The organism is Bizionia hallyeonensis (assembly GCF_042657385.1).
Taxonomy (GTDB): domain Bacteria; phylum Bacteroidota; class Bacteroidia; order Flavobacteriales; family Flavobacteriaceae; genus Algorimicrobium; species Algorimicrobium hallyeonense.
Window position 1 is genome coordinate 232,395 of the sequence record NZ_JBHSLA010000002.1, and the last position, 15,829, is coordinate 248,223.

Consider the following 15,829-nt stretch of genomic DNA (forward strand, 5'->3'; position numbering starts at 1 on the left):
AACACTAACACAATTATAAAACATGTACATAGCACAAGCATTTAAAGGTCTGCACGAATGGTGGCGATATATAATTGGAATCCTCATTATTTTTCTAGCGGTCGTGATAGGACAAATGCCATTTACCTTGGCTGTTTTATTTAAAACCGTTTCCGATGGTGGTAATGCTTTTGGCATGACGGAAGCGCAAATGATGACAGTATTGGAACCAAATTTAAATCTGTTCCTCATGTTGCTATCTTTTGCAGCTGGTTTGGTAGGGGTTTTTATTGTGGCTAAATATCTTCATAAACAATCCATCGTTTCTTTAACAACTGCGCGTGATAAAATTGACTGGAAGCGTTTTTGGTTCGCTTTTATTTTATGGGGATTTGTATCTACTAGTTTTATTTTTTTAGATTATTTTTTGTCGCCGGAAGATTATGTTTTAAACTTTAAACTCGTCCCATTTATCATTCTATGCGTTATTGCAATTGCACTAATTCCACTTCAAACGAGTTTTGAAGAGTACTTATTTCGTGGGTATTTAATGCAAGGTATGGGTGTTATTACTAAAAATAAATGGGTGCCGTTGTTAACCACATCCGTGGTATTTGGACTTTTACATATAGCTAACCCGGAAGTTAAACAATTAGGCTACATCGTCATGGTTTATTATATAGGCACAGGTTTGTTTTTAGGTATTGCAACATTAATGGATGAAGGTTTAGAATTAGCTTTAGGGTTTCATGCCGCCAACAATTTGTTTACAGCTTTATTGGTAACTGCAGATTGGACAGCACTGCAAACACATTCCGTATTTAAAGACACATCATTACCTGGAGCAGCTGGTTTTATGGATGTGTTTATGCCTGTTTTTGTAATTTTTCCAGTTGTACTTTTTGTGTTTTCAAAAAAATATAATTGGAACAATTGGAAAGAAAAATTGTTTGGTACTGTTGAAGCTCCAATAATAGAATCTGAAAATATAACAAACAACTAATTAATCATGACACCAACATTTGATAAAGTTCACAATCATTTTCAACTAAATGGTATTCATTATAATCGTGAAGGTTTAAAGGAAGTCGCTTATAGTTTCATCAAGGAAGGTGACGATTTTGAAATAGCTATTGGCGAATTTTTAGCAGATTGGTTGGATTCAAATGAAACACTTACGGTACAAACATCAGGTTCTACTGGAACACCTAAAACTATTGGTGTTAGTAAACAAGCTATGGTGCATTCAGCACTTACCACAGGTAATTTTTTCGAATTGCAACCAAAAGATCGCGCACTTTTATGTTTGCCTGCCGGAACGATAGCCGGAAAAATGATGTTAATTCGTGCTTTGATGTTGGGTTTACATTTAGATAGTATTCCACCAAAAAAAATACTAGAAATTAATCCGCGTAAAACATACCAATTTGCTGCTATGATTCCCATGCAATTGCAAAAGAATCTGGCTAAAGTTGCCAAAATAAAAACCATCATTGTTGGTGGAGCTCCGGTTTCAAAAGATTTAAAGAAGATTATTCAGACTATAAAACCAACAGTTTATGAAACCTATGGTATGACTGAAACCGTTAGCCATATTGCCGTAAAGCAACTTAATAATTTTTCTGAAGAAACACCGAAACCGTATTTTCAAGTATTACCGGGCGTTATAATTTCACAAGATAATCGTGACTGTTTGGTTATTGATGCTAAAAACATTTCCGAAGCCATAATTGTTACGAATGATGTGGTTAAAATTCAAGACAAATCCACATTTGAATGGTTAGGACGTATAGATCATGTTATTAATTCTGGAGGTGTCAAAGTCCATCCCGAAGTAATTGAAAATACACTGACAGCTCATTTAGATGAACGATTTTTTATTGCTTCACAACCTGATAACGATTTAGGCGAACGTGTTATTTTAGTTATTGAGGGTGAAGAGAAAACCATAAAACAAGACGTCTTTACAGGATTGCATAAACATGAAATCCCTAAAGATATTTTCTTTGTAAATCATTTTCAAGAAACCCATTCTGGAAAAATACAGCGAAAAAAGACACTTGCCTCAATCAAATAACCCATTCACGAATTCCTAGTTTTTATTATGGTTGTAGTGTTTTAGGTTTACCTAGAATTTAAAACACAAAACCATGAAAAATCTATTACTAATTGTATGTGTGGCTTTTATAAGTTTGCAAATACACGCGCAAAAGAAAACAATCTCGGGAACTATTACAGATGAAAACGGACTGCCATTACCTGGTGTGAATATTATAGTTAAAGGAACTTCAGATGGTACTCAAACCAATTTTGACGGATTATATACCATTCAAGCCATTGAAGGCGCTACTATATCCTATTCATTTATCGGTTATATAACTGCAGAACGAAAAATCAAGAAAAACACAAACACTATTTCCTTCGCCATGCAAGTGGATTCTGAATCATTGGAAGAAGTTGTTGTGACTGCTTTAGGTATCAAACGAAAAGCTACAAGAAGAACGATGTCTTACCAGCGTGTTCGTACGGAACAACTATCACAAAGTTCCAACCCAAATATAGTTCAGTCTTTGTCAGGAAAAGTATCAGGATTACAAATAAACACTAACAATAAAGGTGTTAACCAAAGCACTCGAATTGTTTTACGAGGCAATCGCTCGGTAACGGGAAACAATCAAGCGCTTATTGTGATTGATGGCACTATAGTTTCGGCGGAAACTTTATCAAAAATGAAACCTGAAGATATTGCGAGTACAAATGTTATAAAAGGAGCAGGTGGTAGCGCTTTGTATGGTTCCCAAGGTTCAAATGGTGTTATTATTGTAACAACAAAAGGGAGTAATTATAAACTACCTAAAGAAGTCAAACATCATATAATTCAACCGAATACGTATGATAATAATGATATTTACGAAGAAATTGTTGAAAACACTTTCGAAAATGTGAAAACAAAACCGTTGTCAACGTTTTCAATAGATGTTGACAAAGCATCTTACAGTAACATCAGACGGATGATTAATAATGGACAAGAAATTCCAGCGAATTCAGTTAAAATTGAAGAAATGGTAAATTATTTTGACTATGATTATCCGGAACCAACAGGTAAACATCCATTTTCCATAAACACCGAACAAATTCAAACGCCTTGGAATACAGATACGCAATTAGTACGTGTTGGTTTACAAGGAAAATCGTATGAAAATGACCAATTACCAGCATCCAATTTAACTTTTTTAATTGATGTATCAGGTTCTATGGGAAATGCGAATAAATTGCCTTTATTGAAATCAGCTTATAAATTATTGGTGAATCAATTACGTCCTCAAGACTATGTTTCTATAGTTGTTTACGCTGGAGCAGCTGGTGTGGTTTTAGAACCAACATCTGGCATTGAGAAAGAGAAAATTATAGCAGCTTTAGATAAGTTGCAATCTGGAGGCTCTACAGCTGGTGGACAAGGTATTGAGTTGGCTTATAGTTTGGCGGAAAAGAACTTTAAGAAAAACGGTAATAATCGCGTAATTCTAGCAACAGATGGTGATTTTAATGTGGGCGCTTCTTCCGATAAAGATATGGAAAAACTAATTGAAGACAAGCGCAAAACAGGTGTGTTCCTATCCGTTTTAGGGTTTGGATATGGGAATTACAAAGATTCAAAATTAGAAACATTAGCAGATAAAGGCAACGGAAACCATGCCTATATTGATACGATGCAGGAAGCACAAAAAGTTTTTGGAAAGGAATTTGGCGGAACCTTATTTACGATTGCTAAGGATGTAAAAATTCAAGTAGAATTCAATCCTGCGGTTGTTCAAGCCTACCGATTAATAGGTTATGAAAACCGGTTGTTAGCTGATGAAGATTTTATTGATGATACCAAAGATGCTGGTGAATTAGGCAGTGGCCATACCGTAACGGCTTTATATGAAGTTATTCCAGTTGGTGTGAAAAGCCATTATTTAAAAGATATTTCTGATTTAAAATATACCAAAAATGAAAATGCGTCTAGTTTCTCTGATGAACTATTCACCGTGAAATTCCGATACAAAAAACCAGATGGTGATAAAAGTATCGAGATGGTTCATGTGCATGAAAATAAAGTTGAAAACGCATCAGTTGATATGAAATTTGCTTCAGCTGTTGCGTTATACGGTATGCAATTGCGTCATTCAGAATATGATAATAATTCCAAGTTGAATGATGTATTGGATTTAGCAAAACAGGGTAGAGGCCAGGATGGGAATGGTTACCGTTCCGAGTTTGTTCGATTGGTAAATGCATATAATAGTCTGTGATAATTTTATGGTATAATTAAAAAATAAATAAAGAGCGCTTAAGAAATTAAGCGTTCTTTTTTGTTGAAATTTTATAGAATGCAAAAGCTGCTAATAAACCAATAAAAGAAAAAATAGCCATGGTCATAAAAACATGTCTATGTCCTAAAACACCAGGTGATGCATCCAATAAATATCCAATTATAGGACCAGCAAAGATATCAGGTGTGTAGCCAATTATAGATATAAAACCAACAGCAGTACCAGTGAGCGCCAATGGTATTTTAGCTTCTTCCAACGTGGCAAAATATAAAACGCGTGCGGAATATACACCAATGGCCATGATAACAATAGATAAAACAAATAGGATTGTTTCATTACTATTTATGAAGGTCGTCGAAAAAATTAAACTTGTACAAAGCATCAATAGAAATCCAATAACAATCCAAAAAGAGGCTCGTGTTTTATCTGCTAATAAACCAATGGTAACACCTATAATTGGTCGCATGTATAAAAGGTACGTTCCAACTTGAGCCGAATCGATATCGTCGTATTTCATCACGTCTTTTGCATATAGGCTAAAAACGTCTGTCATTTTATACCCAAAATAAGCACATAAAATAATTATCATGAGCAACCAAACACTTGGATATTTCATAATTACTTTAAAGTTTTGAAGTGTTAGTTTTTGGGAAATTTTGCTGTTTTGTTCTGAATAAGTATCATTTTTAAGAAAGAAATAAACTAAAACTCCAATTACTGAAACTATTAAAGATATAGCAATTATTACCATTCTAAAAGCACTTTGTCTTTCACTTAAGCTTGTGTCATTAATATTGGATGTTACAAAGAATGAAAACAACAATACTCCTAAAGTACCAAATAGGGCAGCTGTTAAACCACGACCACCATCCAAAAAACCAAATGCAATACCTTGATTATTGGTGCCTCCCCAAATTCGAGTTGCTTTAATCATGGCAGCCCAGAATAAAAATATGGTAGTAAATCCCCAGAAACCGTAAAGGACATGGAGTAAAAATAGAGACGGATAAGAAGCAAGATAAAATCCGCCAAGAGCTGTGAGAAATAAGGCCACAGCCATAAGTTTATTCGGTTTAAACTTATCGGCTAATGGACCACCAAAAAGATAAGAAACAAATGCAACAATGCCGTAAACCGAAAAACAACTCCCCAATTGCGTATTGTTGATTGCGAAGACTTCTAAAAAAGTAGGTCTAAATATGCGTGCTAAAACAAAGGGTAAAACAAAAACAGCTTCACCAGCTAATATTAGTAAGATGATAGTAAAGGCTGATGAAGCTGATTGTTTTTTAAACATTATACCTGTAATACGCCCATGTTAAATGGCTTTTCAATAGGCGCATGGTTTGCCGCTTCTATTCCCATACTAATCCATTTTCGGGTATCTAAAGGATCTATAATGGCGTCTGTCCAAATGCGCGACGCTGCATAATAAGGAGATACTTGTTTGTCGTAACGGTCTTTAATTTTTTTGAAGAGTTCATCTTCTTTATCTTGCGTTATTTCTTCACCTTTCTTTTTAAGCGATGCTTTTTCTATTTGTAATAAGACTTTAGCAGCACTATTTCCACTCATTACGGCAAGTTCAGCACTTGGCCAAGCCACAATTAAACGTGGGTCATACGCTTTTCCACACATGGCATAATTACCAGCACCATAACTGTTTCCTAAAATAATGGTGAATTTGGGAACCACACTATTACTAACAGCATTTACCATTTTAGCACCATCTTTTATAATCCCACCATGTTCACTCTTACTACCAACCATAAAACCAGTAACATCCTGTAAAAATATTAAAGGAATTTTCTTCTGATTACAATTAGCAATAAAACGGGTAGACTTATCAGCCGAATCATTATAAATTACACCACCAAACTGCATTTCGCCCTTGGCAGTTTTCACCAGTTTACGTTGGTTGGCAACAATACCAACAGCCCAGCCGTCAATACGTGCGTAACAGGTAATAATGGTTTGGCCGTATCCGGCTTTGTATTCTTCAAACTCACTATTATCAACCAAACGTTTGATAATGTCATACATATCATATTGATCAGCACGCGATTTTGGAATAATTCCGTAAATATCTTCTTGGTTTTCTTTCGGTTTTTTAGCATCAGCACGATTAAATCCTGCTTTATCATAATCGCCAATTTTATCAACGATATTTTTAATTTTATCTAAAGCATCTTTGTCATCTTTCGCTTTATAATCGGTTACACCAGAAATTTCGCAATGTGTTGTTGCGCCACCAAGTGTTTCATTATCTATAGTTTCACCAATTGCGGCTTTTACTAAATAACTACCAGCTAAAAAGATACTTCCTGTTTTATCAACTATCAAGGCCTCATCACTCATAATAGGTAAATAGGCACCACCAGCAACGCAACTTCCCATAACAGCAGCAATTTGGGTAATTCCCATGCTACTCATAATGGCGTTATTTCTAAAAATACGACCAAAATGTTCTTTATCTGGAAATATTTCATCTTGCAAAGGCAAATAAACACCAGCAGAATCCACTAAATATATGATGGGTAATCTGTTTTCAATAGCAATTTCTTGTGCGCGTAAATTCTTTTTAGCAGTTATTGGAAACCAGGCTCCAGCTTTTACGGTCGCATCATTAGCAACAACCAAACATTGTTTACCTTTTACATAACCCATTTTTACAACCACCCCAGCGGATGGACATCCTCCGTGCTCTTCATACATATCGTCTCCCGCGAAAGCAGCAATTTCAATGGCTGGTTTTTTAGCGTCTAATAAATAATCAATACGCTCTCTTGCTGTTAATTTTCCTTTAGCATGTTGCTTTTCTATGCTTTTTTTTCCACCACCAAGTTTCACATAGGTGAGACGTTTTTTTAGTTCGGAAACAAGCAATTTATTATGATCTTCGTTTTTATTGAAGTTGATATCCATAGAATTTTTTCTTTGCTACGAATTTACGAAAGTAGATTTAGGTTTGAAAGTGATTATTTTGTTAAATAACATTACATGGAAATAGTTTCCTTGGAAACTAATTTATAGTTTCGTATATTTGCTGTCTAATATTAAAACCATTAAAATGAAAAAGGATAAAATTATTTATTACGTTGCTACTGGACTACTGTCTATTTTATTATTGTATTCTGCAGGCATGTATTTTTTTATGTATGATGATGTAGCTACTATGTTTACCAATTTTGGCTATCCAACCTATTTAATTTATCCGTATGCGGTAATTAAGTTGCTGGGATTAATTGCATTATGGACACCAAGTTTAACAACCATAAAAGAATGGGCGTATGCAGGTTATTTTTATGCATTTATTTTGGCGTTTTTTGCGCATTACATGATAGGTGACGGCGAACAAGTAGCGGCCGTACTAGCAATTATTCTATTGGTGGTGTCGTATATATTTAACAAAAGACTACAAAATTAATATGAAAAAAATTATTGCATTTGCCGGAAGTAACAGTAAGAAATCCATTAACAAACAGTTAGTGGAATACACAACGGGTTTAATAGAAGACGCCAATTTTGAAGTAACTGTTCTAGATTTAAACGATTTTGAAATGCCGCTTTTTGGTGTTGATTTGGAAGCTCGAGATGGTCATCCGGATTCAGCTAAAAATTTATTCAATCACATCCAAAATTCCGATGGTTTATTAATATCATTAGCAGAACATAATGGGGCTTACAGTACGGTATTTAAAAATGCTTTCGATTGGATGTCACGAATTAATCCAAAAACATTTGCTAATAAGCCTATGTTTTTAATGGCAGCATCACCAGGCGGTAGAGGAGGTGCATCTGTTTTAGCCATTGCTAAAGATCGATTTCCACGACATGAAGCGCACATTATAGCAGAATTTTCTTTACCCATGTTTGGAACCAATTTTCAAGGCGGAAAACTGATTGAAGAAGCCCTAAACATAGAATTAAAAAATAAAGTTGAATTATTTAAAAACGAGATTAATCATGGAAGTTAAACATAAAAAACAAGATAAAAGCGGCAAATTTTATATTGAAATAGATGGCGAGCAAAAAGCCGAAATGACATATAGATTTCAGTCTGATGATGTTATTGATATCAATCATACTGAAGTAGATGCCTCGTTAAGCGGTCAAGGTGTTGGTTATAAACTTATTGATGCCGCTGTTGCATTCATGCGTGAAAATAATTTAAAAGCGGTAGCTAGTTGTTCCTATGCGCAACATGTTTTTAAAAAGAAACAAGAAGATTATAGAGATATTATTTATGATAAAAATTCATAGATTTTAAATTTGAGATAATGGGAAATATAGCTGATGATGTCAATTCACGTTTTGAAAATAATAAAGTCAAAGCTTTAATAAATATCCTGTTTACAGCCGGTTGGATTACCAATAAACAGAATGCTTTTTTTAAGCCTTTTGGTATTTCACCACAGCAGTATAATATATTACGAATTTTAAAAGGTGCAGGAGAACCTTTAAAGGCGCAAACTGTTAAGGATCGGATGATTGAACGCGCACCAAATGCTACACGACTCATGGATAAACTATCGGCAAAACACCTGATAGAGCGTATGCCATGTGATTATGATAGACGAGTAGTTTATATTCATATTACAAAAGAAGGATTGGCACTCATTCAAGAAATTTCTGCCGATTTGAATCTAGATTTTTTAGAAAATCTTACAGAGGATGAAGCGGGACATTTAAGTGATTTACTAGATAAATTACGATAGCATATTTTTCAATTTTATATTTAATAATGTCCTTCCTTTGGTTGGATTAAAAAATTAAAACCACTCACTTTCGTGGGTACTAAAATGAAAACACTTCTACATAAAGCCGAAAACAGAGGGTTTGCCAATCATGGTTGGTTGCAAGCAAATCACTCATTTAGTTTTGCTAACTATTTTAATAAAGATAACATGCAATATGGCGCTTTACGCGTTTTAAATGATGACGTTATTGCGCCTAAAATGGGATTTGGAACACATCCACATGAAAACATGGAAATTATTACCATTCCTTTAAGTGGTGTTTTAAAACATCGGGACAACATGAAGGAAGACTGGCAATCGGTTTTGCCTGGCGAAGTTCAAGTAATGAGTGCTGGAACTGGCGTGCATCATTCTGAAATAAATGGGTCCAATGATGAACATTTAAGCTTGTTTCAAATATGGGTAATTCCCAACAAGCAAAATGTAGAACCACGTTATGGACAAAAGGCGTTTAATGAATTAGATAGGAAAAATGCGCTACAAACATTAGTAACATCGGTTGATGCTAATCATGAAGGTAGTTTAAAAATTCATCAAGATGCCATTATTTCAAGAATGGATTTAGATGGAGGCAAAACATTTGAATATCAACTAAAAAGTAAAAATCATGGGGTGTATATTATGAATATTTTTGGAAATGTAACCATAGAAAAAGAAACATTGGAAACTAGAGATGCTTTGGGTATTTCAGAAACGGATACGTTTTTAATTCAAGCAAATAAAGATTCGGGATTACTATTTATCGAGGTTCCAATATGATAATTTTCATGAGATAATAGAATTAAAAAGCAGCTTAAAGGCTGCTTTTTCTGTTAAAAATCACGATATTTGTATTTGTTAACTTTTAAATAAAATAACAAATTATGGCAATGAATAAAAATACGGTTTTAGCTTGGGCGACTGCCATTATGATTTTCGTAGGATTGGCATTAATAGCACTTGGTGCATTTAGATATGATGATGTAGCAGGTTGGGGATTTGCAGCTGTTGGAATCGGTTTTTTCGCAATCGCTTGGGTTTTCAATGCTTTGAAAGGGCGTGTTTAGTCTGTATTCAAGCTCCTTATAGAGTCCTATTTAAATTATAACATTATAAAAACATAACTCAATAACAGAACAATATTATGAGTGACGATAAAAAAGTAATCTTTTCCATGTCTGGTTTAACCAAGACATTTCCAGGTGCCAACACACCTGTGTTAAAAAACATTTATTTAAGTTTTTTCTATGGCGCAAAAATTGGAATTCTAGGTCTTAATGGGTCTGGAAAATCCACCTTATTAAAAATTATTGCAGGTCAAGATAAAAACTACCAAGGTGATGTTACCTTTCTTCAAGATTATTCAGTGGGCTATTTAGAGCAAGAACCTCAATTAGATGATGAGAAAACGGTTATGGAAGTTGTTCGGGAAGGCGCAGCCGAAACTGTAGCTATTTTGGACGAGTATAATAAAATTAATGATATGTTTGGTCTGGAGGAAGTATATTCAGATGCCGATAAAATGGAAAAGCTGATGAATCGTCAGGCTATTCTTCAAGATCAAATTGATGCATCAGATGCTTGGGAATTAGACACTAAATTAGAAATAGCCATGGATGCGTTGAGAACGCCAGATGGCGATAAAAAGATTGGCATTCTTTCAGGAGGTGAGCGCCGTCGTGTAGCCTTATGTCGCTTATTATTGCAAGAACCTGACGTATTATTATTAGATGAGCCAACGAACCACTTGGATGCAGAGTCTGTACATTGGTTAGAGCATCATTTAGCGCAATATAAAGGAACTGTAATTGCCGTTACGCACGATAGATACTTTTTGGATAATGTAGCTGGATGGATTTTGGAATTAGATAGAGGGGAAGGTATTCCATGGAAAGGAAATTATTCATCGTGGTTAGACCAGAAATCAAAACGAATGGCTCAAGAAAGTAAAGTAGCTTCTAAACGTCAGAAAACGTTGGAACGTGAGCTAGAATGGGTACGTCAAGGCGCTAAAGGTCGTCAAACCAAACAAAAAGCGCGTTTAAATAACTACGATAAATTAATGAGTCAAGACCAAAAACAATTGGATGAGAAATTAGAAATTTATATTCCTAATGGTCCACGTTTAGGAACCAATGTTATTGAAGCCAAAGGCGTGAGTAAGGGTTATGATGATAAATTATTATACGAAGATTTAAATTTCAATTTACCACAAGCAGGAATCGTTGGAATTATTGGTCCAAATGGTGCAGGTAAAACCACGATTTTTAAAATGATTATGGGTGAAATTGAACCTGATAAAGGCGAATTTGTAGTGGGTGAAACAGCAAAAATTGCTTACGTGGATCAAAGTCATTCTAATATAGACCCAGAAAAAACCATTTGGCAGAATTTTAGTGATGAACAGGATTTAATAATGATGGGTGGAAAAGAAGTTAACTCTAGAGCCTATTTGAGTCGTTTTAATTTTTCAGGTGGTGAACAAAATAAAAAAGTGAAATTATTATCTGGTGGTGAACGTAACCGTTTGCACTTAGCCATGACATTAAAAGAAGAAGGTAACGTTTTATTATTGGATGAGCCTACAAACGACTTGGACGTAAATACATTACGTGCATTAGAAGAAGGTTTAGAAAACTTTGCAGGTTGTGCCGTCGTAATTAGTCACGACCGTTGGTTTTTAGATAGAATTTGTACGCACATTTTAGCGTTTGAAGGCAATAGTGAAGTCTACTTTTTTGAAGGTAGTTTTAGCGATTACGAAGAAAATAAGAAAAAACGTTTGGGTGGCGATATGATGCCAAAACGTATTAAGTATAAAAAATTAGTTCGCTAATTGTTTAAAAAAAAGCCTCGTAATTACGAGGCTTTTTTTTTAGTATTTGTTATTCGGATTCATACATATGCCCGGAATCCATTTTGAAATTATCAACTTCTATTTTTTTTTAAGGCGCTTAAATTTTTTTCAAATTTATCATTGGCTTTTTTCCATCGCTTTTCTGGAGAAATAGTATATAACCCAATTTTCGTTTTAAAAGCAATCATTAAAACTAAAAAATTAAAAATGACCATGTAAATAAGTATTTCCATTACTGTAACTTAATGGTTATTATACATGTGTCCTTCGGTAAAATCCTTATAAGGTTTATTAATATCTTTATCTATAGATGGTGAAGATTTGCTTAAACGCTCATTTTCTTTTTTTAAAATTATTGATTTTCTAACACCTAATATGAGTAGGATTAAAAAGAATACAACAGTAATAGCAAGTATTTTTACAATGCTAATTTGTTCCATTAAAACAAAACTGTGGTACAGATAGGTAGTACATTTAAGAAACATAGTAGGTAATAGATTGGGTTAATAGCTAGTCAAATATAAAATATTTTTTTGACTAATCAACTAAAAATGAAAATATTGTGATTATTTATACCAATCTAATTGAATCACTTCAATGGACTTGTTTTGGTCGTTAATACGTTTTTTAAAACTTTCTACATTGCTAAATCCTTCCTTGCCACGATAATGATATGGCAAAACCGTTTTTGGTTGAAAAGCTAAAACAGCATCAGCCGCAGCTTCAATTGGCATGGTGTAGGGTAAATTCATACAAACCAAAGCAATATCAATATTTTTAAGGTTTCGCATTTCAGGAATATCTTCTGTATCACCAGAAATATATATGCGCGTCTTATTTATAGTTAAAATATAGCCATTTCCACGTCCTTTAGGGTGAAATTTTAAAGCCTCTTCTCTTAAGTTATACATGGGAATTGCTTCAATATACATTGCCGTTTTGTTCAAGAAATCATCTTTTTTCTGACCATTTTCCAAAACGGTAAAATTGGCCAATAAAGATTCCGGTAATTTATCTTTAACAGCTTGAGGACCTATAATAATGGTGTTTGTGGTATTGATTGCTTCTAAAGTTTTAATATCCAAATGATCGCCATGAAGATCTGTGATTAAAATAAAAGATGGACTCTTAAAATCTGCATAACGAACTACTTCACCAACAGGATCCACATAAATTGAGGTGTCATGGAAAGTAATAACCATGCTGGCATGTTCAATGGGTGTTATTTTGATATCAGATTCAACGTAATAATTAGGTGTATCTGTTTTTGACGGTACCTTAACCATTGTTTCGGTTTTTATTTCAGTTTCATTCAAGATAGGCGCTGATTGTTCTTTATCCGATTTACAAGCATAAAATAAAATGGTAAGGAAAAAGATTGAAAGATATTTAGTTTTCATATTAGACCGTATTAGAAAATAAAGATACGATTATTATAAAAGAAGCCGAAACTACAAATCTAAAATCATCTTTATGTTACCGCGTTTATAGGGCGAATTGGTTTCAACAGGAATTTCTACAAACCCAAATTTTCCATAAATATAAATAGCATTTACTAATTTTGTGTTTGAGTAGAGCAGTAGTTGTTTGATGTTTTCTTTTCTGGCAAACTCAATACAATATTGCATTAATTTCTGTCCCATATTTTGACCGCGCAATTCTGGTGAAACAGCCATTTTAGTAAGTTCTAGAACCTTTTTATTAGGCGTTGGCATAAGAGCAACCGTTCCAACTATTTTATGCTTTATTCGAATAAAAAATATATGACCTCCTTTGTTAATAATATAGGTTTCCGGATTGCTTAAAACTTCTTCATCAAACGGTTCTACATAAAAATAGGTTTCAAGCCACTCCATATTCAACGCATAAAAATTTTTAGCGTATTGTTTTTCAAATGGGATGATTTCAAGTATTGGCATGTGCTCTAATAAAATCGGTTATTAAATACGTTAGGAGTTTACCTACTTGGGCTTCAGTTTCTGGCGTTGGAGCAGCTTCACACAGATGAAGATACATGGCGTGTTTACTTTGTGCTACAGCATTTAAAAACATTCGTGTTTTACTAACGCTGAATCCGCTAGGTGACATGGCGCTACTTGGCGTATTCTGAATAGCATCACAATCTAATTCAATTCCATACGGTTTTGAGTTAATGAATTGTAAGGCGCGATTTATTTCGGTTTTAAACTTTACTTCTTTTCGTATTTCCAGTGCTTCAAATGTGTTGAAATCTATGTGTGAATTATTTTCTAATTGCTTAAAAATAGCAGCAGACGTATAGTTCTCATGTAATCCGAAAATAAAATATTTTTTCAAAAAACCTTCAGAATAAGCATAACTAAAACCATTTCCGCTATGTCTGCCTTCTTCAGCTCTGAAATCTGAATGTGCATCAAAATTAATAACATTTATAGGCTTTTTCAAAGCGAGTGATGTTCCTTTTATATTTCCGTAAGCGTTGTTATGGCCACCACCAATAACAATGGGTGTTTTTCCAGATTTAACAATTGTGGAAATTAATTGGGCGACATGGATATCTATTTGTTTTACCAATTTACGAGATTTTTGAAGATTTTTTGGATTGGCCTGGTTCAGCTGTGATAGCATTTTCAGTTCTTCAGAGAAATCCAAATGGCCTAGAATTAAAACCTTATGTGCATGTGTAAACGCGTTACTTTGAATATTTAACAAAACTTTAAGGCAGGCATCCCAAGCCTTGGAAGTGCCCGATTTTCCGAGGTTAGCAAATACACCAACATCTTCTGGAATACCAAAAATTATATACTGAACGTCCAAATTTTTAAGTTGCTCGTATATATCTGTAGGTTTGGGAATTATTTTAATATGCTCTCCAAATTTGGATTCATCTGGACGCTTATAAATTAGCGAATTGAGGTTTGACTCATTAAACAGTACCAGTTTATCCATAAATGATGTAAATTAGATATAAAGTATAAATGTACTTTATATTTGAAACTTTAAAAACAATTGCTTAAAAAAGCACAAAATTAGTAGTAACTTTAATTTTTTAAAAAACGAATTTATTTATGGAATCTAATAAAAACAGTACAGGATTAAAAGTGGCATTAGGAATTGCTTTAGTTTTATTTGTAGCTACAGGAATTTATACTTCCAAGCTTTACAATGAAAAAAAGGAAACGGAAACGCAATTATTGCAAGAGAAGGAAATGGTGATGAACGATTTGAGCAATATGGCCAAGCAATATGATATTGTCATTGGCGATAATACTATAGCCAATGAAAAGTTAGTTGAAGCCAAAGGACGTATTCAAGGTTTAATTGACTCGCTTAAAGTATCTGAAACGAACGTACAGAGTTTATACCGCTACAAGTCTAAATACACAGCATTACAGAAAGAAATGAATGTGTTATTAACTGAAAATGACCGATTGAAAATTGAAAATGAGTTGCTAGCGACCTCTTTAGATAGTACTAAAATCCGTTTGGAAGAACGTACTATGTTTACGGATTCCTTAATGGTTCAAAATACAGCATTAGCTGAAGTAGTTAGTAATGCAGCCGTTTTAGGAGCCGTTAGCTTAAAAGGTTATGGTGTTATTGAACGAAATTCAGGAAAATTAATTCCTACTGAAAGTGCAAGACGTGCTGATAAAATTCGTGTATGTTTTACCGTTCCAAAAAACACATTAGTACAAGGCGGTGATCAAGAATTATATATTCAGGTTATTGACCCAAAAAACAATACCATGGGAGCTAATGAGCAAATTGAATTTGGTGAAAAGGTATTAAATTACAGTCTTGTTAGTAAATTTAATTATGAAAATTCTAGTTTAAATATTTGTGAATTTGTTTCACCAAATGGTGATAACAAGTTTGAAAAAGGTCGCTATATGGTTAATGTTTTTAATCAGAAAGATTTAGTAGCTACTTCAGAATTTATATTAGATTAAAATAAA

General features: G+C 33.9%; 17 protein-coding genes. 11 read left to right on the plus strand and 6 right to left on the minus strand.

The genetic code is table 11. The features are described 5' to 3' along the window. Window positions 1–22: 22 nt before the first annotated feature. The 3 genes from ACFPH8_RS06470 (at window position 23) to ACFPH8_RS06480 (ending at window position 4,274) form a co-directional block, all read left to right on the plus strand. The gene (locus ACFPH8_RS06470) at window positions 23–982 is read left to right on the plus strand and encodes a CPBP family intramembrane glutamic endopeptidase (RefSeq protein WP_248399945.1); all 960 of its coding nucleotides are present in this window, start codon (window positions 23–25) and stop codon (window positions 980–982) included. 6 nt (window positions 983–988) lie between these two features. Then, window positions 989–2,056, plus strand: a complete 1,068-nt coding sequence (locus ACFPH8_RS06475; RefSeq protein ID WP_376859469.1) for an AMP-binding protein — start codon at window positions 989–991, stop codon at window positions 2,054–2,056. Between the two features lie 73 nt (window positions 2,057–2,129). Beyond that, window positions 2,130–4,274, plus strand: coding sequence for a YfbK domain-containing protein (locus tag ACFPH8_RS06480; protein ID WP_376859471.1), 2,145 nt, complete (start codon window positions 2,130–2,132; stop codon window positions 4,272–4,274). Window positions 4,275–4,320: 46 nt separating this feature from the next. On the opposite strand, the gene ACFPH8_RS06485 is transcribed toward ACFPH8_RS06480, so the two are convergent. Together ACFPH8_RS06485 and ACFPH8_RS06490 are read right to left on the minus strand one after the other, a co-directional pair. Beyond that, the gene (locus ACFPH8_RS06485) at window positions 4,321–5,592 is read right to left on the minus strand and encodes an MFS transporter (RefSeq protein WP_376859473.1); all 1,272 of its coding nucleotides are present in this window, start codon (window positions 5,590–5,592) and stop codon (window positions 4,321–4,323) included. Beyond that, window positions 5,592–7,220 (minus strand): acyl-CoA carboxylase subunit beta, encoded by a 1,629-nt coding sequence (locus ACFPH8_RS06490; RefSeq protein WP_376859475.1) that lies wholly within the window; start codon window positions 7,218–7,220, stop codon window positions 5,592–5,594. Before ACFPH8_RS06490 ends, ACFPH8_RS06485 begins: the two co-directional genes overlap by 1 nt. A 145-nt stretch (window positions 7,221–7,365) precedes the next feature. Between ACFPH8_RS06490 and ACFPH8_RS06495 the strand changes: the two genes are divergently transcribed. The 7 genes from ACFPH8_RS06495 (at window position 7,366) to ettA (ending at window position 11,870) form a co-directional block, all read left to right on the plus strand. Next, window positions 7,366–7,722: a DoxX family protein gene (locus ACFPH8_RS06495; RefSeq protein WP_376859477.1), complete on the plus strand. Its 357-nt coding sequence runs from the start codon at window positions 7,366–7,368 to the stop codon at window positions 7,720–7,722. A gap of 1 nt (window position 7,723) precedes the next feature. Next, complete coding sequence (locus tag ACFPH8_RS06500; protein WP_376859479.1) at window positions 7,724–8,272, plus strand: NADPH-dependent FMN reductase; 549 nt, start codon at window positions 7,724–7,726, stop codon at window positions 8,270–8,272. Then, the gene (locus ACFPH8_RS06505) at window positions 8,262–8,558 is read left to right on the plus strand and encodes a GNAT family N-acetyltransferase (RefSeq protein WP_248399931.1); all 297 of its coding nucleotides are present in this window, start codon (window positions 8,262–8,264) and stop codon (window positions 8,556–8,558) included. Before ACFPH8_RS06500 ends, ACFPH8_RS06505 begins: the two co-directional genes overlap by 11 nt. Before the next feature lie 17 nt (window positions 8,559–8,575). Then, window positions 8,576–9,013: a MarR family winged helix-turn-helix transcriptional regulator gene (locus ACFPH8_RS06510; RefSeq protein WP_248399929.1), complete on the plus strand. Its 438-nt coding sequence runs from the start codon at window positions 8,576–8,578 to the stop codon at window positions 9,011–9,013. 84 nt (window positions 9,014–9,097) lie between these two features. After that, window positions 9,098–9,814, plus strand: a complete 717-nt coding sequence (locus tag ACFPH8_RS06515) for a pirin family protein (protein WP_376859482.1) — start codon at window positions 9,098–9,100, stop codon at window positions 9,812–9,814. Window positions 9,815–9,918: 104 nt separating this feature from the next. Next, window positions 9,919–10,101 carry a CAL67264 family membrane protein gene (locus ACFPH8_RS06520; RefSeq protein ID WP_066256404.1) on the plus strand — a complete coding sequence of 61 codons (183 nt, stop codon included), beginning with the start codon at window positions 9,919–9,921 and terminating at the stop codon, window positions 10,099–10,101. Window positions 10,102–10,178: 77 nt separating this feature from the next. After that, window positions 10,179–11,870, plus strand: coding sequence for an energy-dependent translational throttle protein EttA (gene ettA / locus ACFPH8_RS06525; protein ID WP_248399925.1), 1,692 nt, complete (start codon window positions 10,179–10,181; stop codon window positions 11,868–11,870). A gap of 263 nt (window positions 11,871–12,133) precedes the next feature. Here ettA and ACFPH8_RS06530 read toward each other — a convergent pair whose 3' ends face one another. The 4 genes from ACFPH8_RS06530 to ACFPH8_RS06545 all read right to left on the minus strand — a co-directional run bounded on the left by ACFPH8_RS06530 (window position 12,134) and on the right by ACFPH8_RS06545 (window position 14,819). Further along, window positions 12,134–12,331, minus strand: coding sequence for a hypothetical protein (locus ACFPH8_RS06530; RefSeq protein ID WP_376859485.1), 198 nt, complete (start codon window positions 12,329–12,331; stop codon window positions 12,134–12,136). A gap of 126 nt (window positions 12,332–12,457) precedes the next feature. Beyond that, window positions 12,458–13,291: an MBL fold metallo-hydrolase gene (locus tag ACFPH8_RS06535; protein ID WP_376859487.1), complete on the minus strand. Its 834-nt coding sequence runs from the start codon at window positions 13,289–13,291 to the stop codon at window positions 12,458–12,460. Window positions 13,292–13,342: 51 nt separating this feature from the next. After that, on the minus strand, window positions 13,343–13,810 hold the full coding sequence (locus ACFPH8_RS06540) for a GNAT family N-acetyltransferase (RefSeq protein ID WP_376859489.1): 468 nt from the start codon (window positions 13,808–13,810) through the stop codon (window positions 13,343–13,345). After that, complete coding sequence (locus tag ACFPH8_RS06545) at window positions 13,797–14,819, minus strand: formimidoylglutamase (RefSeq protein ID WP_376859491.1); 1,023 nt, start codon at window positions 14,817–14,819, stop codon at window positions 13,797–13,799. The genes ACFPH8_RS06540 and ACFPH8_RS06545 overlap by 14 nt, the downstream gene beginning before the upstream one ends. A gap of 119 nt (window positions 14,820–14,938) precedes the next feature. Here ACFPH8_RS06545 and ACFPH8_RS06550 point away from each other — a divergent pair, with 119 nt between their 5' ends. Then, window positions 14,939–15,823, plus strand: coding sequence for a chromosome partitioning protein ParA (locus ACFPH8_RS06550; protein ID WP_248399915.1), 885 nt, complete (start codon window positions 14,939–14,941; stop codon window positions 15,821–15,823). Window positions 15,824–15,829: the final 6 nt, after the last annotated feature.